The sequence below is a fragment of the Thioclava sp. 'Guangxiensis' genome (assembly GCF_045348365.1).
GTDB lineage: Bacteria > Pseudomonadota > Alphaproteobacteria > Rhodobacterales > Rhodobacteraceae > Thioclava > Thioclava kandeliae.
The window spans coordinates 1,800,084-1,823,861 of the sequence record NZ_CP155822.1; the positions used below are offsets into that span (position 1 = coordinate 1,800,084).

General features: G+C 61.1%; 18 protein-coding genes and 1 pseudogene. 14 read left to right on the top strand and 5 right to left on the bottom strand.

Annotated elements, in window-relative coordinates:
* The first annotated feature begins 154 nt into the window (after positions 1-154).
* On the top strand, positions 155-1,531 hold the full coding sequence (locus ABEB22_RS08945) for a nucleobase:cation symporter-2 family protein (RefSeq protein WP_339113240.1): 1,377 nt from the start codon (positions 155-157) through the stop codon (positions 1,529-1,531).
* A gap of 105 nt (positions 1,532-1,636) precedes the next feature.
* Positions 1,637-2,641 (top strand): FUSC family protein, encoded by a 1,005-nt coding sequence (locus ABEB22_RS08950; protein WP_406870118.1) that lies wholly within the window; start codon positions 1,637-1,639, stop codon positions 2,639-2,641.
* Positions 2,642-2,730: 89 nt separating this feature from the next.
* On the opposite strand, the gene ilvD is transcribed toward ABEB22_RS08950, so the two are convergent.
* Complete coding sequence (gene ilvD, locus ABEB22_RS08955; protein WP_350937095.1) at positions 2,731-4,572, bottom strand: dihydroxy-acid dehydratase; 1,842 nt, start codon at positions 4,570-4,572, stop codon at positions 2,731-2,733.
* 505 nt (positions 4,573-5,077) lie between these two features.
* Between ilvD and ABEB22_RS08960 the strand changes: the two genes are divergently transcribed.
* Both ABEB22_RS08960 and rpsD read left to right on the top strand, forming a co-directional pair.
* Positions 5,078-6,004: a lipid A-modifier LpxR family protein gene (locus tag ABEB22_RS08960; RefSeq protein WP_406870119.1), complete on the top strand. Its 927-nt coding sequence runs from the start codon at positions 5,078-5,080 to the stop codon at positions 6,002-6,004.
* A gap of 208 nt (positions 6,005-6,212) precedes the next feature.
* Complete coding sequence (rpsD, locus tag ABEB22_RS08965) at positions 6,213-6,833, top strand: 30S ribosomal protein S4 (protein ID WP_339113236.1); 621 nt, start codon at positions 6,213-6,215, stop codon at positions 6,831-6,833.
* A 127-nt stretch (positions 6,834-6,960) separates the two neighbouring features.
* Here the strand turns inward: rpsD and ABEB22_RS08970 are convergent, their stop codons facing one another.
* Positions 6,961-7,251, bottom strand: coding sequence for a hypothetical protein (locus ABEB22_RS08970; RefSeq protein WP_339113235.1), 291 nt, complete (start codon positions 7,249-7,251; stop codon positions 6,961-6,963).
* Between the two features lie 347 nt (positions 7,252-7,598).
* Here ABEB22_RS08970 and hisC point away from each other — a divergent pair, with 347 nt between their 5' ends.
* Both hisC and ABEB22_RS08980 read left to right on the top strand, forming a co-directional pair.
* A complete protein-coding gene (hisC, locus tag ABEB22_RS08975) occupies positions 7,599-8,702 on the top strand; it encodes a histidinol-phosphate transaminase (protein ID WP_406870120.1) in 1,104 nt (367 codons plus the stop codon).
* On the top strand, positions 8,699-9,622 hold the full coding sequence (locus ABEB22_RS08980; protein WP_339113233.1) for a prephenate/arogenate dehydrogenase family protein: 924 nt from the start codon (positions 8,699-8,701) through the stop codon (positions 9,620-9,622). Before hisC ends, ABEB22_RS08980 begins: the two co-directional genes overlap by 4 nt.
* A 27-nt stretch (positions 9,623-9,649) precedes the next feature.
* Here ABEB22_RS08980 and ABEB22_RS08985 read toward each other — a convergent pair whose 3' ends face one another.
* Positions 9,650-10,711, bottom strand: a complete 1,062-nt coding sequence (locus ABEB22_RS08985; protein WP_406870121.1) for a DUF2125 domain-containing protein — start codon at positions 10,709-10,711, stop codon at positions 9,650-9,652.
* A gap of 63 nt (positions 10,712-10,774) precedes the next feature.
* Here ABEB22_RS08985 and ABEB22_RS08990 point away from each other — a divergent pair, with 63 nt between their 5' ends.
* From ABEB22_RS08990 to ABEB22_RS09005, 4 genes and pseudogenes are all read left to right on the top strand, one after another.
* The gene (locus tag ABEB22_RS08990; RefSeq protein WP_339113231.1) at positions 10,775-11,314 is read left to right on the top strand and encodes a gamma-glutamylcyclotransferase; all 540 of its coding nucleotides are present in this window, start codon (positions 10,775-10,777) and stop codon (positions 11,312-11,314) included.
* Between the two features lie 79 nt (positions 11,315-11,393).
* On the top strand, positions 11,394-12,566 hold the full coding sequence (locus ABEB22_RS08995) for a biopolymer transporter ExbB (RefSeq protein ID WP_339113230.1): 1,173 nt from the start codon (positions 11,394-11,396) through the stop codon (positions 12,564-12,566).
* A 1-nt stretch (position 12,567) separates the two neighbouring features.
* Entirely contained in the window at positions 12,568-13,950 is a 1,383-nt protein-coding gene (locus ABEB22_RS09000; protein ID WP_339113229.1) for a peptidoglycan -binding protein, read from the top strand.
* Positions 13,951-14,143: 193 nt separating this feature from the next.
* Positions 14,144-15,157, top strand: a pseudogene (locus tag ABEB22_RS09005) (IS3 family transposase); the annotation flags it as partial.
* 383 nt (positions 15,158-15,540) lie between these two features.
* Here ABEB22_RS09005 and clpA read toward each other — a convergent pair.
* Positions 15,541-17,874 (bottom strand): ATP-dependent Clp protease ATP-binding subunit ClpA, encoded by a 2,334-nt coding sequence (clpA, locus tag ABEB22_RS09010; protein ID WP_339113228.1) that lies wholly within the window; start codon positions 17,872-17,874, stop codon positions 15,541-15,543.
* Positions 17,875-18,361: 487 nt separating this feature from the next.
* On the opposite strand from clpA, the gene ABEB22_RS09015 reads away from it, so the two are divergent.
* A complete protein-coding gene (locus ABEB22_RS09015) occupies positions 18,362-19,726 on the top strand; it encodes a chloride channel protein (protein ID WP_339113227.1) in 1,365 nt (454 codons plus the stop codon).
* Here ABEB22_RS09015 and gloB read toward each other — a convergent pair.
* Positions 19,717-20,487 carry a hydroxyacylglutathione hydrolase gene (gloB, locus tag ABEB22_RS09020; RefSeq protein WP_406870122.1) on the bottom strand — a complete coding sequence of 257 codons (771 nt, stop codon included), beginning with the start codon at positions 20,485-20,487 and terminating at the stop codon, positions 19,717-19,719. The genes ABEB22_RS09015 and gloB overlap by 10 nt on opposite strands.
* A 62-nt stretch (positions 20,488-20,549) precedes the next feature.
* Between gloB and ABEB22_RS09025 the strand changes: the two genes are divergently transcribed.
* From ABEB22_RS09025 to atpA, 3 genes are all read left to right on the top strand, one after another.
* Positions 20,550-21,365, top strand: a complete 816-nt coding sequence (locus ABEB22_RS09025; RefSeq protein WP_406870123.1) for a methyltransferase domain-containing protein — start codon at positions 20,550-20,552, stop codon at positions 21,363-21,365.
* 309 nt (positions 21,366-21,674) lie between these two features.
* Entirely contained in the window at positions 21,675-22,235 is a 561-nt protein-coding gene (locus tag ABEB22_RS09030; protein WP_406871141.1) for a F0F1 ATP synthase subunit delta, read from the top strand.
* On the top strand, positions 22,235-23,764 hold the full coding sequence (atpA, locus tag ABEB22_RS09035; protein ID WP_339113223.1) for a F0F1 ATP synthase subunit alpha: 1,530 nt from the start codon (positions 22,235-22,237) through the stop codon (positions 23,762-23,764). Before ABEB22_RS09030 ends, atpA begins: the two co-directional genes overlap by 1 nt.
* Positions 23,765-23,778 lie beyond the last annotated feature (14 nt).

Consider the following 23,778-nt stretch of genomic DNA (forward strand, 5'->3'; position numbering starts at 1 on the left):
TCCCTATTTGGGCGCGCCAAGCCGGCGCGCTCTTTTTTTTGGCAGAAGTGCGGCGGTTGGGGAAATACGTCTTTCAGTTGCAAGCTGCCATCTTTCCATCCCCATGGCAAACGCGCCCAATCAGGGGGCAATAGCCACCGAGGAGGAGCGCGACATGGCTGATCCCATCTCTCTGATCTACAGGCTGGAGGATCGCCCGCCGCCGGCAAAGGCCGCACTTGCGGGCTTCCAGCATATCCTCGCCGCCATCGTCGGGATCGTGACGCCCACTCTAGTGATCGGCGGGGTGCTAGGCTTAGGTGAGCAGGTGCCTTACCTGATTTCGATGGCGATCTTCGTCTCCGGTGTGGCAACCTTTATCCAGTGTCGCCGGATCGGGCCGGTGGGTTCGGGGCTCCTCAGCCTGCAGGGCACTTCCTTTGCCTTCCTCGGCGCGATTCTAGCCGCCGGTATGGCTGTGAAAGGGCGGGGTGGCTCGCCCGAAGATATCCTTGCGATGATCTTCGGCCTGTCGCTTGTGGGCTGCCTCGTGGAAATCGTGCTCTCGCAATTCATGGACAAGCTCAAGCGCATCATCAACCCGACCGTGACGGGTATCGTCATCACCATTATCGGGCTAAGCCTCGTGAAGGTGGGCTTTACCGACTTTGCCGGTGGCGCGATGGCGGGCGAGAATCTTGGCCAGCCGGTCAACCTGTTGCTGGGCGCGATCGTGACCGTGGTGATCCTGATCTGCACCTTCATGGGCAAGCCCATGCTGCGGATCGGGGCGATCATGGTGGGGCTGATCGTGGGCACTCTGGTGGCCATGGCGCTTGGCATGGTAAATTTCGCGCCGCTTGCCAATGCGCAGATCTTCGCGCTGCCGATCCCGTTCCGTTACGGTCTGAATTTCGACTTCGGGCTCTTCATTCCGATGGCCTTCCTCTATCTGGTGACCGCCATCGAGACCTCGGGGGACCTTACCGCCAGCTCCGTTGTGTCAGGCCAGCCGGTCTCGGGGCCGCTCTATCTCAAACGTATCAAAGGTGGTGTGCTGGGCGATGGGGTGAATTCGGGGATCGCGGCGATCTTCAACACTTTCCCCAACACGACCTTCAGCCAGAATAACGGCGTGATCCAGATGACCGGTGTGGCCTCGCGTCATGTCGGCCTTTATGTCGCGGGTATTCTGGTGATCATGGGCTTCTTCCCGATCCTCGGTGCGATCTTCATGCTGATTCCGAAGCCGGTTCTGGGCGGCGCGACGCTTGTGCTGTTCGGCACGATCGCGGTGGCCGGTATCCGCATCCTCTCGACCCAACCGATGGACCAGCGCCGCGTCTATATCATGGCGGTCAGCTTCGGTCTCGGCCTCGGTGTGACGCTGGTGCCCGAGGCGACCCAGCATCTGCCGACTCTTCTCAAGCAGGTCGTCGCGACGCCGATCACCCTGTCGGGCCTGAGCGCGATCATCCTGTCGCTGGTCCTGCCAGAGCCCAAGACCGCGCCCGAGGCTTCGGATCAGGAGGCGCATGCGCCTGCCGAATAAGGCGTTTCCCGAAAGAAGCTGAGACAGGCCTTCCTTCAGGGGGAGGCCCTTTGACTTGCAGCCTCGCCCGCGGCATCTAGCTATGACCGGATATGGGGGCGCGTGGTGGAAAAGCTGGAGACATTGAACTGGGTGCAGGCTGTGCCTGCCTTTATCGCGCTTTCTGTCGCGACATGGCTCTCGCAGGCAGGAGATCTGTCGCGTCCCGAACAGATCGCTGTGCTGGGGGTAACCTTCTCGGCCTCGACTGGGTTGGGGCGGCAGGTCGCCGGACGGCGTTGGTTGCTGGCGGTGCTTGATGTTCTGGGGAAGGGCTTCGCCATCGCTGCGGGTGTCCTGCTTGGAACGCTGACGCTCGGCGGCGTCAGCCTTGTCTGGCCCGCGATGATCTTGGGGGCCTGTCTGGTCGGGGCGTTGTCGCGGCACGATAAGGCACTGTGGTGGCTCTCGATCCAGAGCTGGCTGTTTTTTGGCCTTTCGGCGCTATTTTTTGATCAGGCGGAGGCTCCGTGGCAATTGGTTATGCTGGTTGTGGCGACCCATATCCTTGTGCTGGGTTTCGAGCATTGCGTGATCCGGGGGCTGCGGTCCTGGTCGGGCTTCCGCCGCTGGGATAATGTGATGGGAGTTGATCATGAAGGGGCGCCGATCCTGACAATGGGGTGGCAGGCGGCACAATCGGGGGTGGCCGTGGCGCTGGCCTTGGGGCTGGCGTTGATGATGGGGCTGTCGCGGCCCTATTGGGCTCCGATGAGCACACTTTTTGTCCTGCGCCCCGACCTGAAGGCCACCCGCGCGAGCCTTGTCACGCGATGTGTGACCACGGTGCTGGGCTGTCTGGCGGCGACGATAGTGGTGATGGTCCTGCCGGGCCATTGGGTGCTGCCGATCCTGTTCGTGCTGACGGGCACCGCGGCGATCCTGTTTCTACCCTTGGGCTTTCCGGTCTTTGTCGCACTTCTATCGGCCACAATCGTCCTGATGGTCACGATGGGCAATGCGGCCTTGGTCGAGAATGCCGAGGTGCGGGTGATTGGCACTCTGATCGGCGGGGTGATGGCGCTGCTGACCCAGGTCGTGGCGCATGTCCTCTTCCGGCGCGCCGTTTAGCAAATGGAAAAACCCGCCCCTTGCGGGACGGGTTTTGCGCGATATGTCGGACAGGCCTTGCGGCCGGTCCTCCTGTTGGTGCCCCTTGGTTACTGGTCCTCGGGGAGGATACGCACGCCGCCTTTGGCTGCCGAAGAGGCCAGCATCGCGTAGGCTTTGAGCGCGGTCGACACGGCGCGTTTGCGCGGGGCGGCCGGTTTCCACGGCAGCGGACCCATTGCCTCGCGGCGCGCGGCCAGCTCGTTATCGGCCACAGCAAGGTTGATCGTGCGGTTCGGGATGTCGATCTCGATCAGATCGCCATCTTGCACAAGGGCGATCGTACCGCCTTCTTCTGCCTCCGGCGAGACGTGGCCGATGGAGAGGCCCGAGGTGCCGCCCGAGAAGCGCCCATCGGTCAGCAGCGCGCATTTCGCGCCAAGACCTTTGGATTTGAGATAGGAGGTCGGGTAGAGCATTTCCTGCATGCCCGGACCGCCGCGCGGGCCCTCGAAGCGGATCACCACCACCTCGCCTTCTTTCACCTTGCCGGTGAGAATGGCCGAGACGGAATCGTCCTGGCTCTCGAAGACGCGGGCAGGGCCCGAGAATTTGAGGATCGAGTCGTCCACGCCCGCGGTTTTCACGATACAGCCGTTTAGGGCGATATTCCCGAACAGCACGGCCAGACCGCCATCCTTCGAGAAGGCATGTTCGCCCGAGCGGATCACGCCATTCACGCGGTCACGATCGAGTTCCTTATAGCGGTTCTCGGTGGAGAAGGCTTCGGTGGTGCGCACGCCGCCCGGGGCCGCGCGATAGAAGCTGTCGACCTTGTCCGAATTCGAGGTGACGATATCCCATTTGGCCAGTGCCTCGGACATCGTCTCCGAGTGCACGGTGCGGCAATCGGCATGGATCAGCCCTGCGCGGTTCATCTCGCCAAGGATGCCCATGATGCCACCGGCGCGGTGGACATCTTCCATATGGACATCGGCCTTGGCGGGCGCGACCTTGCACAGGACCGGCACCTTGCGCGAGAGACGGTCGATATCGTCCATCGTGAAATCGACCTTGCCCTCATGTGCGATGGCGAGGAGGTGCAGCACGGTATTGGTCGAACCGCCCATCGCGATATCGAGCGACATGGCGTTCTCGAAAGCGTTGAAATTGGCGATGTCGCGGGGCAGGAGGCCCGGCTTCTCGTCCTCGTAATGCGCCTTGGTGATCTCGACGATCTTGCGGCCCGCTTCGAGGAACAGCTCCTTGCGGTCGGCATGGGTGGCCAGAACCGAGCCGTTGCCCGGAAGCGCGAGACCGAGCGCCTCGGCGAGGCAGTTCATCGAGTTGGCGGTGAACATGCCCGAGCAGGAGCCACAGGTGGGGCAGGCATTGGCCTCGAACTCGGCCACTTCCTCATCGGTATATTTGTCATCGGCGGCCACGACCATCGCATCGACGAGGTCTACGGCCTTCTCGAGATCGTTGATGGTGACCTTGCCCGCTTCCATCGGGCCACCCGAAACGAAGATGACCGGAATATTGAGGCGCATCGCGGCCATCAGCATACCGGGGGTGATCTTGTCGCAGTTGGAGATGCAGACCATCGCATCGGCGCAATGCGCATTGACCATATATTCGACCGAATCCGCGATGATCTCGCGCGAAGGGAGCGAATAGAGCATGCCGTCATGGCCCATGGCGATCCCGTCATCGACCGCGATGGTATTGAATTCCTTGGCAACGCCGCCCGCGTTCTCGATCTCGCGGGCAACCATCTGGCCCAGATCCTTCAGGTGGACGTGGCCGGGGACGAATTGCGTGAAGGAGTTGACGACCGCAATGATCGGCTTGCCGAAATCGCCGTCCTTCATGCCGGTTGCGCGCCACAATCCGCGCGCCCCCGCCATATTGCGGCCATGGGTCGATCTGCGGGAACGATAATAGGGCATTGGCTGCTCCCTTTCTTTGGGCAATGGCTTGCGGGGATCACGGACACGAGCCCCGCTTTCGGGGCGCAGCTTTAGCGCAAGCGCGACCGGAAGAACAGGCAAAACCGCCATGCGCTTTCGCAATGTCTCGTTATGTGGGGGAAACGGGACATAAAATTTCGTGAGAAAGGGTGCCATCCCCGCGAGCAGCAAAGGATGGCACCCCCAATGCCCTCCGTGGCAGCGGTAGGGCGGATGTCCGTTACGCGTCTGAAGGTACCCGGCATCACGCGGTTTGGGCCGGTGGTGGATTCGCTTCAGGCTGTCGGAACCTCGTCCATCAAGCACCAAGTACAGGCCGGAGCAAGGGCTTTGCAGGGCTGGCGTGACTTATGAGTCACTGACGCGGCGTTCAGCGTGATCTTGCTGCAACGCAGGCCTCGGGCGCGGTGGCGGCGCAGAGGGAATATCTTGCACGTTTGCCCCGCTGTGGCAGTGTCGGTGCAGGGATAGATAGGGACATCCGATGTGCGCATCCTTCAGACTGATTGCCGGCCTTCTGGCGGCATATGCGGGGCTTGCGGCACCTGCCTGCTCCGAGAACGCTTCGGGCTTCCAGTATCTCGGCTGGTCGCGCTTCCAGTATAACGACCTGATCGGGGATGGTCATGACCGCTGGCAGAGCGGGGGGATCAGTGTCTCGGTTCTGGCGGCGCGCGCGCCGGAGACCACACTTCCCGCGCAGCCCTTTGCCTTGTGGGAGTTCCGCCTGAGCGGGGCGGTGATCGCCCCGCAATCGCTGACCCGTCCCGCCGCGGAGGACCGGCGCTATGTCAGCCGCTCCGAGCTGAGCGCGCGCAGCTATTTCGAGCAAGGTGGCTGGCAGGGCATGGTCGGTTTCGGTCTGGTGGGGATCGGTCCGGACACATTGCCCGGCAAAGTCCAGAAAGAGCTGCATGATCTGCTGGACCAGCCCGATCCGAGCGCGGCGCAGGATGACCAGCTGGGTGACGAGATCTGGCCGATGGTCGCGGCAGAGTTGCGCTATCCGGTGGATCTGGGGCCGCAAACGCGGCTGGTGCCGTTCGTGTCTGGCAAGAGCGGCGACGAGGATCTGTTGACGGCCGGCGTCGATCTGCTGATCAATGCGCCGCAGCCGATGCTGTGGCTGCGCGACGATACGTTGGGCCGGCTCTATATGGGGCTGGGCGACAAATATAGCGGTGGCACGACCTTCGGGCTGGGCGCGGATGTGACCCATGTCGGCCATAGCAATCTCTTCCCCGAAGGCGGCGTCGAGGCGGAGGACACACGTTACCGGCTGCGTGCCTTTGTCAGCCATAGCTGGGACAATATGCGGTTGAGCTACGGGGCGACATGGCTCTCGGAGGAATATGTTGGCCAGCCCGAAGGGCAGGTCGTGGGCGATCTGCGGCTGGATATCCGGTTCTGAGCGCGGCGGGCTTTTCTTGCCCGAATTCCCGGACGCGCCCGTGTTTGGCGTTGACAGTGGGGAAGGGGGCTGTATAAGCGCGCGGATCGGTGGCGCAGGCTGCCGGTTTTTCATTGGTGTTGGTGGATCTCGCAAGAGAAAACCTGTCGCCGGTCGCAAGGCCGGAGGAGGACAACGCCCTTCGGAACTTTAAAGAAGGAGATCAGCCGTGACCAAACGCACGTCTGCCAAGTACAAAATCGACCGCCGCATGGGCGAGAACATCTGGGGCCGCGCCAAGTCCCCGGTCAACCGTCGTGAATACGGTCCGGGTCAGCACGGTCAGCGCCGCAAGGCAAAACTGTCGGACTTCGGTATCCAGCTGCGCGCCAAGCAGAAGCTGAAAGGCTACTACGGCGATCTGACCGAAAAGCAATTCCGTCGCATCTATGGCGAAGCAGAGCGTGTTAAAGGCGATACCGGTGAGAACCTGGTGGGTCTGCTCGAGCGCCGTCTGGACGCAGTTGTCTACCGCGCGAAATTCGTGCCGACCGTCTTCGCCGCACGTCAGTTCGTGAACCACGGCCACGTTCTGGTCAACGGTAAGCGCGTGAACATCCCCTCCTACCGCGTGAAAGAGGGTGACGTGATCGAAGTTCGCGAGAAGTCCAAGCAAATGGCTCTCGTGATCGAAGCTCAAGCTTCGGCGGAGCGTGACATCCCCGACTATCTGGAAGTCGACGGTTCGAAACTGACCGCGACCTTCACCCGTACCCCGGGTCTGTCGGACGTTCCGTATCCGGTCGTCATGGAACCGAACCTCGTCGTCGAATTCTACGCAAAGAACTAAGGGCGTGGGCCTTCGGGCCCCCCTGTTCCTTTGCCGATTACGATCGAAATACGAAAAGCCGCAGTGGATCACTGCGGCTTTTCACGTTTTCAAAGGGTCTGTTTCGCCGCTGTGGCGGCGGCTGGCTTCAGCCGTCGTTGAACATGCTGAGGAATGACCAGAGCTGTGCATGGGCTTCCTTCTGGAAATAATCGCCGAAGTCCCCGTTCTGGAGCTTTTCGATATAGATGGCTGTATTCGCTTCGTTATTCAGCCGCGGACGGCTGTAGGAACTCGAGCGATACGCGATTTCCTCGGCACCGCGGCGCAAGGCGCGCTCGGTTCCGGGGGTCCAGCGCTCGTCGATCCGGCCGACAAAGAGCTGGTAACGGCTCAGGGTCTTCTTGACCGCGATCCGTTTGTCCTTGGGTAAGGACATGAAGACATCCTGCAGGCTGTCGGCCCTTGCCAAGGATGGTAGGCCCAATGCGCAGAGGAACGTCGTCGCAAAGGCCAGTGGGGGGGCCGTATATATCAGTGCATGAGACATTTCTGTTGGAGCTCCTTTCGCCTGATAACGCGTAAGTTGTGAATTCTAAATGAGGCGTAAATCTGTCAACGACGGAGCGATAAGCGGGGTGTAATTTTAAAACTTGAGTTAGTTTTTCATAAATATGTGGGGCATCTCCCACGCAATCCGGCCAATTCGGAACACTGGTCAAAGATTGCTGGAAAATCGCTTGGACCGCAGATAAAGAGACGGCGCAAGATGAGGGTAGATGCATCATGAATGACCAAATTCAACCGCAACCCGGAATTATGGATATCGCGCTCTACGAGGGCGGGGCGTCCAAAGTGGCTGGCCGCACGGATGCGGTGAAGCTCAGCTCGAACGAGAACCCGTTCGGGCCGTCCGACAAAGCCAAAGAAGCCTTTGCGCGTTGTGCCCATTCGATGCATCGATATCCATCCACCGACCATGCGGGGCTGCGTCAGGCCATCGGGGATGTCTATAAGCTCGATCCGCAGAAGATCATCATTGGCGTGGGCTCGGACGAGATTATCCACATGCTCTGTCAGGCCTATGTCGGCGCGGGCTCCGAGGTGGTGTTCACCGAGCACGGCTTCCTGATGTACCGGATTTCCACCATGGCCGCCGGTGGCACGCCGGTAGAGGTGAAGGAACGTGACCGCACCACCGATGTGGATGCGATCCTCGCGGCCTGCAACGAGAATACCAAGCTCGTATTCATCGCCAACCCGAACAACCCGACGGGCACGATGATCGCGCCCGCCGAGCTGGAGCGTCTGGCCAAGGGGCTGCCGGAGCAGGCCATTCTGGTGATCGATTCCGCCTATTCCGAATATGTGGAAGGCTATGATGGCGGCGCCGATATCGCGACCCGTCTGGACAATGTCATCATGACCCGCACCTTCTCCAAGATCTATGGTCTTGGCGGGTTGCGTGTGGGCTGGGGCTATGGCTCGAAAACCATTATCGACGTGCTCAACCGCGTGCGCGGGCCGTTCAACATGTCCACCGCGCAGCTGGAAACCGCCGAGGCCGCCGTGCGCGATCAGGACTGGCTTGAACGCTGCCGCAATGACAATACCCGTCTGCGCGCATGGCTGGCCGAAGCGCTGGCCGAGAAGGGCGTGCCGTCGGATACCTCGACCGCGAATTTCATCCTCGCCCGTTTCACCTCGCCCGCCGAGGCCGAGGCCTGCGACGAGTATCTGAAATCCGAGGGCATTATCGTGCGCCGTGTCGCCAGCTACAACCTGCCGCATTGCCTGCGTATCACCGTGGGCGACGAGCCGTCCTGCCGCCGGGTGGCCCATTTGATCGGCCAGTTCAAGGCACAGTTCATGGCAGGTGATCTCTCATGATCTTTCCGAAAGTCGCGCTGATCGGGATGGGGCTCATTGCCTCTTCCGTGGCGCATGCGACCCGCTGGAAAAAGCTTGCCGGTTCCGTCGCGGGCTTTGACCGCGACGCGGAGGTGCGCGAGACCGCCCGCGAGATCGGGCTCGTCGATACGGTTTGTGACAGTCTGGCCGAGGTGGTGCGCGATGCCGATCTGGTCATGCTTTGCGTGCCGGTGGGCGCGATGGGCGCGGTTGCTGCCGAGATCGCCCCGCATCTGAAGCCGGGCGCGATCGTTACCGATACCGGGTCTGTCAAACAGGCCGTGGTGGAGGCCGTGGGTCCGCATATCCCCGAGGGTGTGCATTTTATCCCGGGGCACCCGCTGGCCGGCACCGAGCAATCGGGGCCGCGTTCGGGCTTTGCCACGCTCTTCGTCAACCGTTGGTGGCTGCTGACGCCATCCGAGGAGACCGAGCCTCAGGCGCTAGCCTTGCTGCGCGCCTATCTCGAGGGGTTCGGGGCGAGCGTTGATACAATGGATGCACCGCATCACGACATAACACTGGCGGTGACCTCGCATTGCCCGCACCTGATCGCCTATACGATGGTGGGTGTGGCTGACCATGTGCGCCGTGTCAGCCATCAGGAAATCATCAAGTATTCGGCCTCGGGCTTTCGCGATTTCACACGGATTGCGGCCTCCGATCCGACAATGTGGCGCGACGTCTTCCTGACCAACAAAGAGGCGACGCTGGATATCCTGGGCCGCTTCGCCGAGGAGTTGTTCGTGCTCCAACGCGCGATCCGCACTGGTGATGGCGAGATGCTGCACGAGTATTTCACCCGCACCCGCGCGATCCGCCGCGGCATCATCGATGCGGGGCAGGATACCGATGCGCCCGATTTCGGGCGCCAGCCGAAGCCATCCGAAACGATGTAATGGAAAAGGGCCCCGAGGGGCCCTTTTTTAACCTTCCGCGGAGTCGGGGATCTGGATCACCGGTGCCTCGCCCAGCGGAATGGGCCCGAGCTTCATCTGTCCTGCGCGGATTGTCAGCGGCAGCTCCAGCTCTCCCGATTTTCCTGCCATCTGTGACACGAGGAGTTTCACCATATCCACGCGGTTGCGCGGGATCAGCCCCGCATCCACCGCCACGCCCAGCCAGGCCTGCCAGTCGGGCGTGCCCAGCGTGATCTCGCCCTCGGGCTGACCGGTCTCGGTGATGGTCAGCGCACCTTTGGCAGTGACCAGTTTCGAATCCCAGTCCAGCGTGAAATCATTGATCTTGACGGTCTGCAGGGCAGGGGCGCGCTCGAGGCTGCTATTGTCGAGCGGTGTCGCGGTGCCCACCGCGCCATCCAGATGGATCTGGTCGATCTGGTCGGCCAGGAAGGAACCAGCGGCTTTGGCCTGCGGAAGCAGGTCGGACAGCACATCCAGCGGGATCTGCACGGCGTCCATATCCATTCCGATCTTATAGGCATGGGCAGGGGTGAGCGTGCTGTCGGCCTCGTTCGGATCGGTGATGGCTGCAGCGCTGTCCTCGGCCTTCTGGAGCGATACGACAATCTGGTTGGCTCCGAAATCGATCTTCTCGCCGCTGATCTCGGGCTGGTCCAGCACCAGTTTCGCAGAATTCAGCGGCAGGGTCTTGGCCAGACCCAGAGATACATCCAGCCGGTTTGACAGGTTTGACAGGGTGAAATCGTGACCCGCATAGCCCAGATCCACCTCTTCGGGCAGGTTCATGGTGATATCGGTCGGGCGGAACACACCGGCGTTCAGCTGCGCGTATTCGGCCGACCAGGAGAAACCACCATCAGGCTGTGTCAGCTCGGGCGATTCGAAATTCGCGGTGAAACGGGTCGGGAAACCACCTACGGCCACCGCCTGCGCAGAGCCCCATCCGGCCGCCTCGGCCGCGGCAATCAGCGCTTTGGCCCGTGTTTCGATCTCGCGCGATACCAGCATCCAGTAGGCACCGAAGACCACGCACAGAATGATGATGAGACCTACCAGTTTGCGCATTATACACCTCTTCACAGCTCGTCGTATTTTCTCTATTCGGCCAAAGACGAAAGGACCAGAGGCATGAACAAAACGTTATGGGTCTTCGGATATGGCTCGCTCATCTGGAAACCGGGATTCGAGGTGGCGGAACAGTCCCTTGGTCGGCTCAAGGGCTGGCACCGTTCGTTTTGCATGACCTCCATCCATTATCGCGGCACCGAGGAAAATCCGGGGCTGGTGCTGGCGCTTGATGCACAGGAAAACGCCGTCTGTGCCGGTGTGGCGTTGCGCGCGAAAGCCGGCGAGGAAGCGGACGTGCTGGCCTATCTGCGTGATCGGGAGCTGGTCTCGAGCGCCTATGAGGAGCGGATCCTGCCGGTGGCGCTCGCCGACGGGCGGGTGGTCGAGGCGGTGACCTATGTGGTGGACCCCGCCAATCCCCAATATTGCCACCATACGCTCGAGGAACAGGCGCGGATCATTGCCCGATCCTGTGGCCGGATGGGCCCGAATTGCGACTACCTCTACAATACGGCGCAGCATCTGGGCACACTCGGCATCGCCGATCCCGATCTCGACTGGTTGGCCGCAAGAGTGCGCCATCTGACGGGATGCGCCTGATCTCCTGATAGCCCTTGGACAAATGCGCGCGGGCGGCTAGGGTCAACGCCAAGTTAACAGGTAAATCGGGCCCCTCCCCATGTCCAAGCTGAAACTCGAAGCGCAATTCTCTCAACCGGTCCGGCAGATCTTCATGATGCTGGTGGTTCTGGGGCTGGTGGCCGCAGGGGCCGTCTTCGCCTATGCGCGGATCTTCCCGATCTTCCTGTCGAACCCGTGGCTGAACGGGGTGATCCTGATCACCTTCGTGCTCGGGGTTCTGGCCTGTTTCTGGCAGGTGGTGCAGCTGATCAAGGCGGTCAGCTGGCTCGAGAGCTTTGCCGCTGACCGTCCAGGGCGTCCCAATGTGCGTGCGCCGGTAATGCTGGCGCCGCTGGCGGCTCTTTTGGGAGCACGCCAGCGTGCCGATATCTCGACCTCTGCAGGCCGCTCGATCCTCGAATCGGTGGCCGAGCGGATCGATGAGGGCCGCGATATCACCCGCTATGTTACGGGGCTTCTGATTTTTCTCGGGCTCTTGGGTACGTTTTACGGGCTGGCCACGACGGTGCCCGCCGTGGTCGATACGATCCGCGCGCTGGCTCCGCAGGACGGTCAGTCGGGGCTGAGTGTCTTCGACAATCTGATGACCGGTCTCGAGGGGCAGCTGGGGGGGATGGGCACGGCGTTCTCGTCCTCGCTCCTCGGGCTTGCGGGCTCGCTGATTGTTGGACTTCTGGAGCTGTTCGTGACCCATGGCCAGAACCGGTTCTACCGCGAGCTGGAGGAATGGATCAGCTCGATCAGCCGCCTCAGCTTTGCCGGAGGCGACGGCGAGGAATCGGCCGTGATCGAGGTTCTCGATCATATGGCTGAGCAGATGAACCAGCTCAACGGGCTCTTTGCCTCGAGCGAGGGCTCGCGCCGTCAGGTGGATGTGCGTCTGGGCCAGCTCGCGCATGTGATGGAAGGGCTCTCCGAGCGCCTTGATACGGAGATCGCCGCGCGCGCCGCACAGGCCGAGAGCCTGCAGCGCATGGCCGATGGTCAGGACAGGCTGGTGATGGCGCTCGAGACGATGGCTGCCTATTATGCCTCTGATCTCTCTGCCGAAAATGACGCCGAGATGCGGATGCGTCTGCGCTCGATGGATGGGCAGATGGCGCGGATTCTCGAGGAGATGTCGGCGGGCCGCCAGGAGAGCATGGCCGAGCTGCGCCATGATTTCGCCGCGATGACGCGCGCGATTCTCGCCCGCCCGCGGGAGAGCTGAGATGGCTCTGGCGCGGCGCGGGCGGCAACGCTTTTCTACCAATATCTGGCCCGGTTTCGTAGATGCGATGACCGCGCTTCTTCTGGTCGTGATCTTTGTGCTCTCGATTTTCATGGTGGTGCAATCGGTGCTGCGCCAGCAGGTCGACACTCAGGAAAACGAGCTGGCCTCGCTTAATGATACGGTCGATGGTCTGGCTCAGGCGCTCTCGCTCTCGCGCCAGAAAGTTGGATCGCTCGAAACCCGCCTGACCGATGCCGAGACGGCGGCCCAGCGTCAGGCGACCCTGATCGCCAATCTGACGGGGCAGCTGAAGGAGCGGCAATCCGATCTGGATGCCGCAGGGGAGAAAATCACTGCCTTCGAGGCGCAGGTCGCCCAGCTTCTGGCCGCCCAGCAGGCGCAGGCCGACGCATCTGACGAGAAGCTTCGTGTCTCGCAGGCGACGATCGATGATCTGCGCGCCAAGCTGCAATCCTCGGGCGACGAGATCTCTGCCATGACGCTGGCTTTGGAAGAGGCCCGCAAACAAGCCGAGGACACGCTGACCAAGCTGGCGGCGGCACAGGCCGCGCGGGAGGATCTACAGGGCAGGCTCGACCAACAGCTGACCGAAGCCGAGCGTCAGGCAGCGCTAAAGGCTGTGGCGGATAAGGCTCTGGCAGATCAGAAGTCGATTTCGACAGAGGCCGCCCGCAAGGTCGAGTTATTGAACCAGCAGATCGCTGCGCTTCGCGGGCAGCTCGGCCAGTTGCAAGCAGTGCTCGATGACAGCCAGAGCCGGTCTGTCGCATCCAGAAGCCAGATCGAATCTCTGGGAACTCAACTGAACTCCGCGCTGGCCCAGCTTGCCGCAGAGCAGAAAAGGCGTGCCGCGCTGGAAGAGGCGGCCCGCAAGAAGGCCGAAGCTGAGGCACAAGATCTGGCAAGTTATCGCTCGGAATTCTTCGGGCGTCTGTCGAAGATTCTGCAAGGGCGCGAAGGCGTGAAGGTCGTCGGCGACCGCTTCGTCTTCTCCTCAGAGGTGTTGTTCCCGCAAGGCTCGGCCACGCTGTCGGATGCCGGCAAGGCGCAGATCAAGCAGGTCACCGCGCTTCTTGACGAGCTTGCGTCCGAAATCCCACCTCAGCTCGACTGGATTATCCGTGTGGATGGCCATACCGATGACGTGCCGCTCTCGGGCAACGGACAGTTCCGCGACAACTGGGAGCTCAGTCAGGCCCGCGCGCTCTCGGTGGTGCGCTACATGATCGACGATCTGAAATTCCCGCCCGAGCGGCTTGCAGCGACCGGTTTTGGCCAATACCGTCCGGTGGCAGAGGGCGATAGTGCCGAGGCCCGCGCTGCGAACCGCCGGATCGAGCTGAAACTGACCGAGCGCTAAGGGGGCGATGAGCCTGCCTGCCTGATCCGGCCTGTGGCGCCGATGCGTCTCTATAGGATCATCGCGAGTAGAACCCGTGAGGTAGACGGGTAACCGCTTGGCGCAGGGGGAAGTCGTTGAGGTGGCCCGCGAAACCCGGAGAGTCTGGCTCGAGCTTGCCGTCAACGACGACGAGGAGGAACGGCATGGCTGGATAACGGAAGAACTATGGGGGCTTGCGTTCAAGGTGAAAGTGGCACTCGGGGCGATCCGCGATGAGGCAACGATCTCCGATCTGGTGGCTAAGTACGGCGTGCATCAGACGGTAATCAACGCATGGAAGCGCCAAGCGCATATCGGGGATCTTCTCGGGAAAGGCCGCAGCGAGCGAGGGCGAGATCGAGAAGCTGCATGCGAAGATCGGCCAGCTCGTGGTAGAGCGGGATTTTTGAGCGCGAGGCGAGCCGTTGTGGCGCCACCGCTTCGAGCGCCGCTGGCGACGGCGAGGGTATAGTTGTGGCGGGACATGATCGCTCCCCGACATCCCGAGCTGTCGATCCTGCGGCAATGCGCCTTGCTCGGGCTCAGCCGCTTGGCGTTTTACAGCCCGAGCAGACCCGAGCCGCCGCTGAACCTAGCCTTGATGAAGCTTGCCGACGCGCAGTTCATGGAGAGGTCGTTTTATGGTAGCCGCCAGATGGGGCGGCATCTGCGTGGTGAAGGATATTGCGTTGGGCGCAAGCGAGTCCGAAGGCTCATGGCCAGGATGGATCTGCGGGCTGTTTATCAAAGGCCCAGGACCTCGCGGCCATCTCTGGAGATCCGTAAGTGTATGTATTTTATATGGATTTACCAGACACGCGGCCCGATCAGGTCTGGCAGGCTGACATCGCCTACATCGTGATGCAGCGCGGGTTCCGTTACCTGGTCGCCATTATGGATAGGGCGACGCGCCGGGTTCTGTCGTGGCGTCTGTCGAATACCATGGACGTGGAGTTCTGTATCCAGGCCTTGGAGGAAACCGCCACGGCATGGAAAGCCCGAGATATTCAACACGGACTAAAGCCGTCCGTTCACAAGCCCACGCTTCACGAAGATCCTCGCAGACGCAACTATGAAGATATCGGCGGACGGGCGAGGCAGATGGATGGATAACGTGATGATCGCGCGGCTTTTGCGGTCGCTGAACTACGAATGCGTCTATCTGAACGCGTTTGAGACCGGCACAGGAAAGTGGATGATATCCTAGAACACCAAGAGGCCATCAAGGTCTCGATTTGAAGGCTGCAGCATGACCTATAGGCAACCTCAGCGCCGCCGAAAAACGGTCCGGGAAATGGGGCGGCCCTTCCTTAAACCCGCAGATCAGGGAGGCAGATCGCCGATAGTTCCATGGGCGTAGAGCCTATGGATCGTTGAAACTGACTTTGGTCTGGCAGTCATCGGCTGTTTGCGGATGGGGCAATCAAGGCAGCTGGAGGACGGATCTCGAATTGGAATAGGGAAGGGCTTACGTACCGGTCGGTTCGTTCGCACCCATCAGGGTAGCCCTCAAAACGGTTTCGGCCCCGCAGCGCGGGGCCGAAACGAAAAGATACGCGAGGGCGCGGCTCACTCGGCCGTTAGAAGCGGCGGCTTGGAACCGGAGATGCGCGGCTTGCCGGGCTCTTCGGCTTCAATGACAATCTCGTCGTCCTTCACCGAGACCTTCGCAAGACCACCTTTGGTCAGCTTGCCGAAGAGCAGCTCTTCCGCCAGCGGTTTCTTGATGTGCTCTTGGATCACGCGACCCAGCGGGCGGGCGCCCATACGCTCGTCATAGCCTTTCTCGGCCAGCCAGTTGGCGGCTTCCGGCGTCAACTCGATATGGACGTTGCGGTCGATCAGCTGGGCCTCGAGTTGCAGCACGAACTTGTCGACCACCTGAATGATCGTCTCGCGCGGCAGAGGCGCGAAGCTGACCACGGCATCCAGACGGTTGCGGAATTCCGGCGTGAAGGTCCGCTCGATGGCGGCGGTATCTTCGCCCTCGCGCCGATCCCGACCGAAGCCGATGGCGGCTTTCGCCATATCCGATGCACCTGCGTTCGAGGTCATGATCAGGATAACATTGCGGAAATCGACCTGACGACCGTTATGATCGGTCAGCTTCCCGTTATCCATCACCTGCAGCAGGATGTTATAGACATCAGGGTGCGCTTTCTCGATCTCGTCCAGCAGCAAGACGCAATGCGGATGCTGGTCGACGCCATCGGTCAGAAGGCCACCCTGATCGAAGCCGACATAGCCCGGAGGTGCGCCGATCAGACGCGAGACTGCGTGTTTCTCCATATATTCCGACATGTCGAAACGCAGCATCTCGACGCCGAGCGAGCTGGCAAGCTGTTTGGCAACCTCGGTCTTACCTACACCGGTCGGACCGGCAAAGAGGTAGTTACCGATCGGCTTCTCGGGCTCGCGCAATCCGGCCCGCGCCAGCTTGATCGAAGCCGAAAGAACCTCGATTGCCTTGTCCTGACCGAAGACCACACGTTTGAGCGTTTTCTCCAGATCGCGCAGCACTTCGGCATCGTCTTTCGACACGCTTTTCGGGGGAATGCGCGCGATTTTGGCCACGACGCTCTCGATCTCTTTGGGAGAGATCGTTTTGCGGCGCTTGCTATCGGGCAGCAGGTGTTGCGCAGCCCCGGCCTCGTCGATCACGTCAATCGCCTTGTCGGGCAGTTTGCGGTCATGGATGTAACGGGCCGACAGTTCCACTGCAGTCTTGATGGCCTCGTTGGTGAAGCGGATGTCGTGGTGCTCCTCGAAATAGGGTTTTAGCCCCATGAGAATCTTGACCGCATCGGCGGTCGAGGGCTCATTTACATCGATTTTCTGGAACCGGCGCGACAGGGCGCGGTCCTTCTCGAAATGCTGGCGGAACTCCTTATAGGTGGTGGAGCCCATGCAGCGCAGCTTGCCGCCGGCCAGCGCCGGTTTCAGCAGGTTGGAGGCATCCATTGCACCGCCGGAAGTCGCACCCGCGCCAATGACCGTATGGATCTCGTCGATGAAGAGGATCGCATCGGGATGTTCTTCGAGTTCCTTCACGACCGCCTTCAAACGCTCTTCGAAATCACCGCGGTAGCGCGTGCCCGCCAGAAGGGCGCCCATATCGAGCGAGTAGATCGTCGAACCTTTCAGGATATCGGGCGTCTCGCCGCGGGTGATCTTCAGGGCAAGGCCTTCCGCGATCGCGGTTTTCCCCACACCGGGATCGCCCACCAGAAGCGGGTTGTTCTTGCGACGGCGGCAGAGGACCTGCACGCAGCGTTCGACTTCCTCATGACGACCGATCAGCGGATCGATGTCGCCTTTCTTGGATTTCTTGTTCAGGTCGACGCAATATTTTGCCAGAGCCGACTCCTTGCCCTCGCGCTCGGATTGATGCGCGGTGGTATCGGCTTTGGGCGTTTCTTCCTCCTCGGCACCGGTCACCGAGCGGTTCTCGCCGAATTCGGGGTCTTTCGCCACGCCATGCGCGATGAAGTTGACCGCGTCATACCGGGTCATCTCCTGCTCTTGCAGGAAGAAGGCCGCATTCGACTCGCGCTCGGCGAAAATCGCGACAAGCACATTGGCGCCGGTCACTTCGGAGCGGCCGGAGGATTGGACATGGATGGCCGCGCGCTGGATCACGCGCTGGAAAGCAGCAGTGGGCACCGCTTCGGAGCCTTCGACCTCTGTGATCAGGGTCGACAGGTCATCATCGATGAAGTCGGTTAGGGTTTGACGAAGTTCGTCCAGATCGACCGAGCAGGCTCGCATGACGCGGTTCGCGTCAGGTTCGTCGATCAGCGCCAGCAGCAGGTGCTCAAGCGTCGCCAGTTCGTGCCGGCGCGCGTTGGCCAGTGCCAGCGCACCATGGATTGCTTGTTCTAAAGTAGTCGAGAACGAAGGCATGTGGTGCTCCTTTCCTATGTTGGCGAGCGCGTCAGAACGACTCTCTCACCAACCTGGCCTCATACTATTAAACTTCGGTGGAAATTCGCGCTCTTCAAGACCCTTGATGCAAATTCCGGATAAGTTTCAGGCTCTGCTGGAAAAGTGAACAGAAGGTAACCAAAACGGCCTTTACCGAAGCTGGGCTGCCAAAATGGGGTATCGCGTCCATGAAATCAACAGGCTGTAAAAGATTTGACGTAAAATTTCGACAATTTTTGATTAAAAAACAGGCGGTGCGGGAGAGGGCTGATTCACCGCGTTCAGGGCTGGCCTCGGACAATGTCCGACGGTGGGGCAGGGCACCTTGCCAATAATAAGCATGATTGCGACAATTCGCCCGCATTTTTCATGACAAGAGGGTTGAAACATATGACCTCGGGGCACTAGGGAGGCATGTCAGCCCGAAGGTTTGGATATGCGCAGATATAAAATTTCCCGAAACGCTATGCTGCGTCGGTCCCGTGCGATGGTGTCATCGCGCAGACTGTGGAAATCGCGCCTCATCTTCTGGCTCGGTGCGATTGCGATCGGGGTGATTTCGGTCGGTTTCGCCACTGCCGCTGACTATGCGCAGGAATTGTTCCGCCATATCACGGTGGGCTCGGGGCGCAGTTGGCTACCCCTGATCATCACGCCTCTGGGGTTTCTGCTCTGCGCCTATCTGTCGCTCACCCTGTTCCCCGGAACCTCGGGTTCTGGTATTCCCCAGGCCATTGCCGCGCAATCGCTGACCGAGCCGGGAGAGCGCACGGCACTGTTGTCGCTCAAAATTGTCTTCGGGAAGATTTTCCTGACGGTGCTGGGGCTGTTCTCGGGAGGCTCGATCGGGCGCGAAGGGCCGACCGTGCAGATCGGCTCGGCGATCATGCTGCAATCGGCGAGCATCGGCGGGATGGCGCATTCGCGGGGGCTGATCCTCGCAGGCTCCGCCGCTGGAATTGCCGCAGCGTTCAACACTCCGCTGGCGGGGATCGTGTTCGCCATCGAGGAAATGAGCCGCAGCTACCAGTCGCGCACGAACGGGATCGTGCTCTCGGCGGTGATCATCGCGGGCGTCGCCTCGCTCAGCCTCCTTGGCAACTATACCTATTTCGGCATCTCGGACTCCATCGGCGAACTGCCGCGCGATCTGGGGCTCGTGGTCGTCTGCGGCGTCACGGGAGGGCTTTTTGGGGCGCTTTTCTCGCGGCTGGTAATCAATCTCACACGCCGGATCCGGCGCTGGAAAGCCAATGGCAACGGGTTCCGCCGCTCCCTCTGGCAAGCGCTCGCCTGCGGTATCATCACGGCCATCATCGGTTTCGCCTTTGCGGGGGCGACCTTTGGCACGGGGTATGGCGAGGCGCGCAGCGCCATCGAGGGCGAGGCGTTGCCGGTCACCTTCTTCTTCGGCAAACTGATCGTCACGGTCGCGGCCACTGTTTCGGGCATTCCGGGCGGGCTCTTTGCGCCATCATTGGCTGTAGGAGCTGGCCTTGGGTCCTCTATCGCATTGATTATGGGCACCAATATCGGCCTGTCGTCGATCCTCGGGATGGCCGGATATTTTGCGGGTGTGGTGCAATCACCGATGACCGCCTTTGTCATCATAATCGAGATGACGGGTAGCCACAGCAATATCGTGCCGGTCATGGCCGCCTCGATGATCGGCTACGGCACGGCCCGTTTTGTCTCGCCCGAGCCGCTTTACGGGACGCTGGCGCGGTTCTTTATTGCCGATGCGATCCGTCTGCGCCGTGCCAAGGCGCAAGCGGCGCGGGGGGATGATGCCGATCCCGCACCGGATGCGGCCGAAAGATCTCAGAACTGATCTTTCGCCTGACGCGCTTTGGTGAACACATCGAGTGCCGAGGCGGTCGAAGGCAGACCCAGAGCGGCACAGAGGTCGGGGTCGTCCGCCCGCAGGAACGGGTTCGTTGCCTTTTCCAGTGCCAAGGTCGAGGGCACTGTCGGTTCACCCCGTCCGCGCCGCGCCATCGTATCGCGCATCCGCGATTTCAGTGCCGGATTGGCGGGCTCGAGATTGAGCGCGAACCGGCCGTTGGACTCGGTATATTCATGGCCCGAGCAGACGATGATCCCCTCGGGCAGCGCCGCGATCCGGCGCAGGCTTTCGAGCATCTGGGCTGGCGAGCCCTCGAACAGGCGTCCACAGCCCCATGCCATCAGGCTGTCACCGGTAAAGACCATCCCCGATTGCGGAAAGTAGAAAGCCACATGGCCGACCGTATGGCCCGATACATCGATCACCTGCACGTCGTCCGACCCGATCCGGATCTGGTTGCCGGGCTCGACCACCACATCCAGCGGCGGCAGACGATGGCGATCGGCCGCCGCACCGATAACCTTGGCGCCGGTGCGGGCACGGATCTCGGCCACGCCCGCGATATGGTCGTCATGATGGTGGGTCAGCAGGATGCCGTCGAGTTTGAGATCCTGCGCCTTGAGCGCTTCCATGATCGGTCCCGCTTCCGGCGCATCGATCAGAGTTACGGCTCCGGTTGCGGTGTCCTCGGCGATATAGGCGTAATTGTCGCTCAGGCAGGGAACGACGGTAAGTTCGATGGTCATGGTGTTTTCGAGAACCTTCACTATGTTTAGGGCAGGCTAAGCCGAATGGGACCCGAGCTGCAATGCATGTAGATGTGCTTGATTTGCGAAATTTCTATTACCGCACACAGTTGGGGCGCGTCGCACAACGCGCGCTACGGGACCGTGTGCTGTCGCTCTGGCCTGCGGAAGGGGCGGGGGCCACAGGGCGGACGGTCGCGGGTTTCGGGTTTGCGGCGCCCCTGTTGCGACCCTATCTGGCCAACTCCCGCCGGGTGATCTCGCTCATGCCTGCACCGCAAGGCGTGATGCCATGGCCTGCGGGCGAGCCGAATGTCTCGGTGCTGACCGAAGAGGTGCAATGGCCGCTCGAGACGGGATTGGTGGACCGGCTGGTAGTGATGCATGCCATCGAGCAATCCGATAACGCGGGCGAATTGCTGGAGGAATGCTGGCGTGTGCTGGGACCGGGAGGACGGGCGCTTCTGATCGTGCCGAACCGCGCGGGGCTCTGGGCACCGCGCGAGACAACGCCGTTCGGTTTTGGGAAACCCTATACGCTGTCGCAACTTGATGCTCTGGCGCGCCGCAACGGGTTCGTCCCCGAACGTCATACCGCAACGCTCTATATTCCTCCCTCGCACCGGCGGTTCTGGTTGCGCTCGGCGCAGATGTGGGAAGGGGTCGGGCAGAAGATTTCGGGGCTGCTGGCGGCGGGGGTTGTCATGCTGGAAGTGTCGAAACAGGTGACACAGCCGCGCCGGCCGGGTCTTGGAGCACGGGTGCGCAAGCCACTGTCGATTCTGGAAGGGGCCACGAAGCCGGCAACCGAGCCGTCTTGGCGTGCAACGCATGGGCGCGACACAAATGTAACACCCAGAACCTTTCGGGAAATCTAGATGCTGGGGCATATTGCCGCAGATTCGTAACGCGCTACGCGCGGAATCCCCTGTTTTACGGGCAGCAGACAAGCCCATTGGCATAATCTGGAAGAAGATAGCGCGAGAAGCCTAAAAAACAGTCAAAAACTGTCGGCTATGTTCACGGGTTAGTGCGCAAGAAGGTTGCGGGGTGGGGATCGCTCTGTTACATCCTGACACCGAAACGAGGGCGAGCGTGGGCGCGCCCTGAGGAGATCTCCATATTTTCCTTCCGTTCCTTCAGGAGCGGGAGGCTGCATGTGGAGGATTAACATCGGAAGGGTGGCCGTGTCCGAACCAGCTTCAATTTCCGCAGGCATCGCCGACCGTTATGCAACGGCGGTTTTTGAAATTTCCAAAGACTCCGGTCAGCTCGATGCGCTGAAGGGCGAGATCGATGCTCTGGAGGTCGCGCTGTCTGAGAGCGCCGATCTGCAGGGGCTGATCAAGAGCCCGCTCTACTCGAGCGAAGAGCAGGAAGCCTCCATCGAGGCGATTGCAAAGGCCATGGGCCTGAGCGCAACGATGACCCACACGCTGGGCCTTCTGGCGCAAAAGCGCCGTCTGTATCTGCTGCCGATGCTCCTGAGTGCCTTGAGCGCGAAGATCGCGGAAGAAAAAGGCGAGGTCACCGCACACGTGACTTCCGCAACCGAACTGTCCCAAGAGCAGCAGGCCAAACTGGCCGATGCGCTTGCGGCAAAGACGGGTAAAACCGTTCAACTGAACATTGCAGTCGATGAGACCCTCATCGGTGGCATGATCGTCAAGCTGGGCTCGCGCATGGTCGATACCTCGATCCGCTCGAAGCTCGCTTCCCTCCAGACTAGCATGAAAGAGGTTGGATAATGGGTATCCAGGCATCTGAGATCTCTGCGATCCTCAAGGAGCAGATCAAGAATTTCGGGCAGGATGCCCAGGTCGCCGAAGTCGGCCGCGTGCTCTCCGTCGGTGACGGTATCGCGCGCGTCTACGGTCTGGACAATGTCCAGGCGGGCGAGATGGTCGAATTCCCGGGCGGCATCCGCGGCATGGCGCTCAACCTCGAAGCCGACAATGTCGGTATCGTTATCTTCGGCTCCGACCGGGACATCAAAGAAGGCGACACCGTCAAGCGCACCAACTCGATCGTTGACGTGCCCGCCGGTGACGCGCTCCTGGGTCGTGTGGTTGACGCACTTGGTAACCCGCTTGACGGCAAGGGCCCGATCGAGGCGACCGAGCGCCGTGTGGCCGACGTCAAGGCACCGGGCATCATTCCGCGTAAATCGGTGCACGAGCCGATGGCAACCGGCATCAAGTCGGTTGACGCGATGATCCCGATCGGCCGTGGCCAGCGCGAGCTGATCATTGGTGACCGTCAGACCGGCAAGACCGCAATCGCGCTCGACACCATCCTGAACCAGAAAGTCTACAATGACGCAGACCCGGCGAATGCGCTGCACTGCTTCTATGTGGCTATCGGTCAGAAACGTTCGACCGTTGCCCAGCTGGTGAAGAAGCTCGAAGAGTCGGGCGCTATGGCCTACACCACCGTGATCGCGGCAACCGCCTCCGATCCGGCACCGATGCAGTATCTGGCCCCCTATGCGGCAACCGCAATGGCCGAATACTACCGCGACAATGGTAAGCATGCGCTGATCATCTATGATGACCTCACCAAGCAGGCTGTAGCCTACCGTCAGATGTCGCTTCTTCTGCGTCGTCCGCCGGGGCGTGAAGCCTTCCCGGGCGACGTGTTCTATCTCCACTCGCGCCTGCTGGAACGTTCGGCCAAGCTGAACGAAGAGTTCGGCCTCGGTTCGCTGACCGCTCTGCCGGTTATCGAAACCCAAGGCGGTGACGTGGGTGCGTTCATCCCGACCAACGTGATCTCGATCACCGATGGTCAGATCTTCCTTGAAACCGACCTGTTCTACCAAGGCATCCGCCCTGCAGTGAACACCGGTCTGTCGGTTTCGCGTGTGGGTTCGTCGGCTCAGACCAACTCGATGAAATCGGTGGCTGGTGCCGTGAAGTTGGAACTCGCGCAATACCGCGAGATGGCCGCCTTCGCCCAGTTCGGCTCCGACCTCGACGCCGCGACCCAGAAGCTTCTGAACCGTGGTGCACGTCTGACCGAGCTGATGAAACAGCCGCAATATTCGCCGCTGACCAATGCCGAGATCGTTGCTGTGATCTTCGCAGGGACCCACGGGTTCCTCGACAAGGTCGACGTGAAGGAAGTGACCCGCTGGGAAGCCGGTCTGATCACCTTCCTGCGCTCGTCCAAGAAAGACGTGCTTGACTGGATCACCAACGAAGATCCCAAGATCAAGGGCGAAGCAGCTGACAAGCTGAAAGCAGCAATCGAAGCATACGCAAAGACGTTCGCGTAAGCGGCCCGGAAGGA

What these genes read in the sequence shown, in the direction of transcription:
- ABEB22_RS08945 (WP_339113240.1), top strand. Translation starts at nt 155, where the DNA reads ATGGCTGATCCCATCTCTCTGATCTACAGGCTGGAGGATCGCCCGCCG.
- ABEB22_RS08995 (WP_339113230.1), top strand. Translation starts at nt 11,394, where the DNA reads ATGTCCAAGCTGAAACTCGAAGCGCAATTCTCTCAACCGGTCCGGCAG.
- ABEB22_RS09015 (WP_339113227.1), top strand. Translation starts at nt 18,362, where the DNA reads ATGCTGCGTCGGTCCCGTGCGATGGTGTCATCGCGCAGACTGTGGAAA.
- ABEB22_RS08970 (WP_339113235.1), bottom strand. Translation starts at nt 7,251, where the DNA reads ATGTCCTTACCCAAGGACAAACGGATCGCGGTCAAGAAGACCCTGAGC.
- ABEB22_RS09000 (WP_339113229.1), top strand. Translation starts at nt 12,568, where the DNA reads ATGGCTCTGGCGCGGCGCGGGCGGCAACGCTTTTCTACCAATATCTGG.
- atpA (WP_339113223.1), top strand. Translation starts at nt 22,235, where the DNA reads ATGGGTATCCAGGCATCTGAGATCTCTGCGATCCTCAAGGAGCAGATC.
- ABEB22_RS09025 (WP_406870123.1), top strand. Translation starts at nt 20,550, where the DNA reads ATGCATGTAGATGTGCTTGATTTGCGAAATTTCTATTACCGCACACAG.
- clpA (WP_339113228.1), bottom strand. Translation starts at nt 17,874, where the DNA reads ATGCCTTCGTTCTCGACTACTTTAGAACAAGCAATCCATGGTGCGCTG.
- ABEB22_RS08990 (WP_339113231.1), top strand. Translation starts at nt 10,775, where the DNA reads ATGAACAAAACGTTATGGGTCTTCGGATATGGCTCGCTCATCTGGAAA.
- hisC (WP_406870120.1), top strand. Translation starts at nt 7,599, where the DNA reads ATGAATGACCAAATTCAACCGCAACCCGGAATTATGGATATCGCGCTC.
- ABEB22_RS08985 (WP_406870121.1), bottom strand. Translation starts at nt 10,711, where the DNA reads ATGCGCAAACTGGTAGGTCTCATCATCATTCTGTGCGTGGTCTTCGGT.
- ABEB22_RS08960 (WP_406870119.1), top strand. Translation starts at nt 5,078, where the DNA reads ATGTGCGCATCCTTCAGACTGATTGCCGGCCTTCTGGCGGCATATGCG.
- ilvD (WP_350937095.1), bottom strand. Translation starts at nt 4,572, where the DNA reads ATGCCCTATTATCGTTCCCGCAGATCGACCCATGGCCGCAATATGGCG.
- gloB (WP_406870122.1), bottom strand. Translation starts at nt 20,487, where the DNA reads ATGACCATCGAACTTACCGTCGTTCCCTGCCTGAGCGACAATTACGCC.
- ABEB22_RS08980 (WP_339113233.1), top strand. Translation starts at nt 8,699, where the DNA reads ATGATCTTTCCGAAAGTCGCGCTGATCGGGATGGGGCTCATTGCCTCT.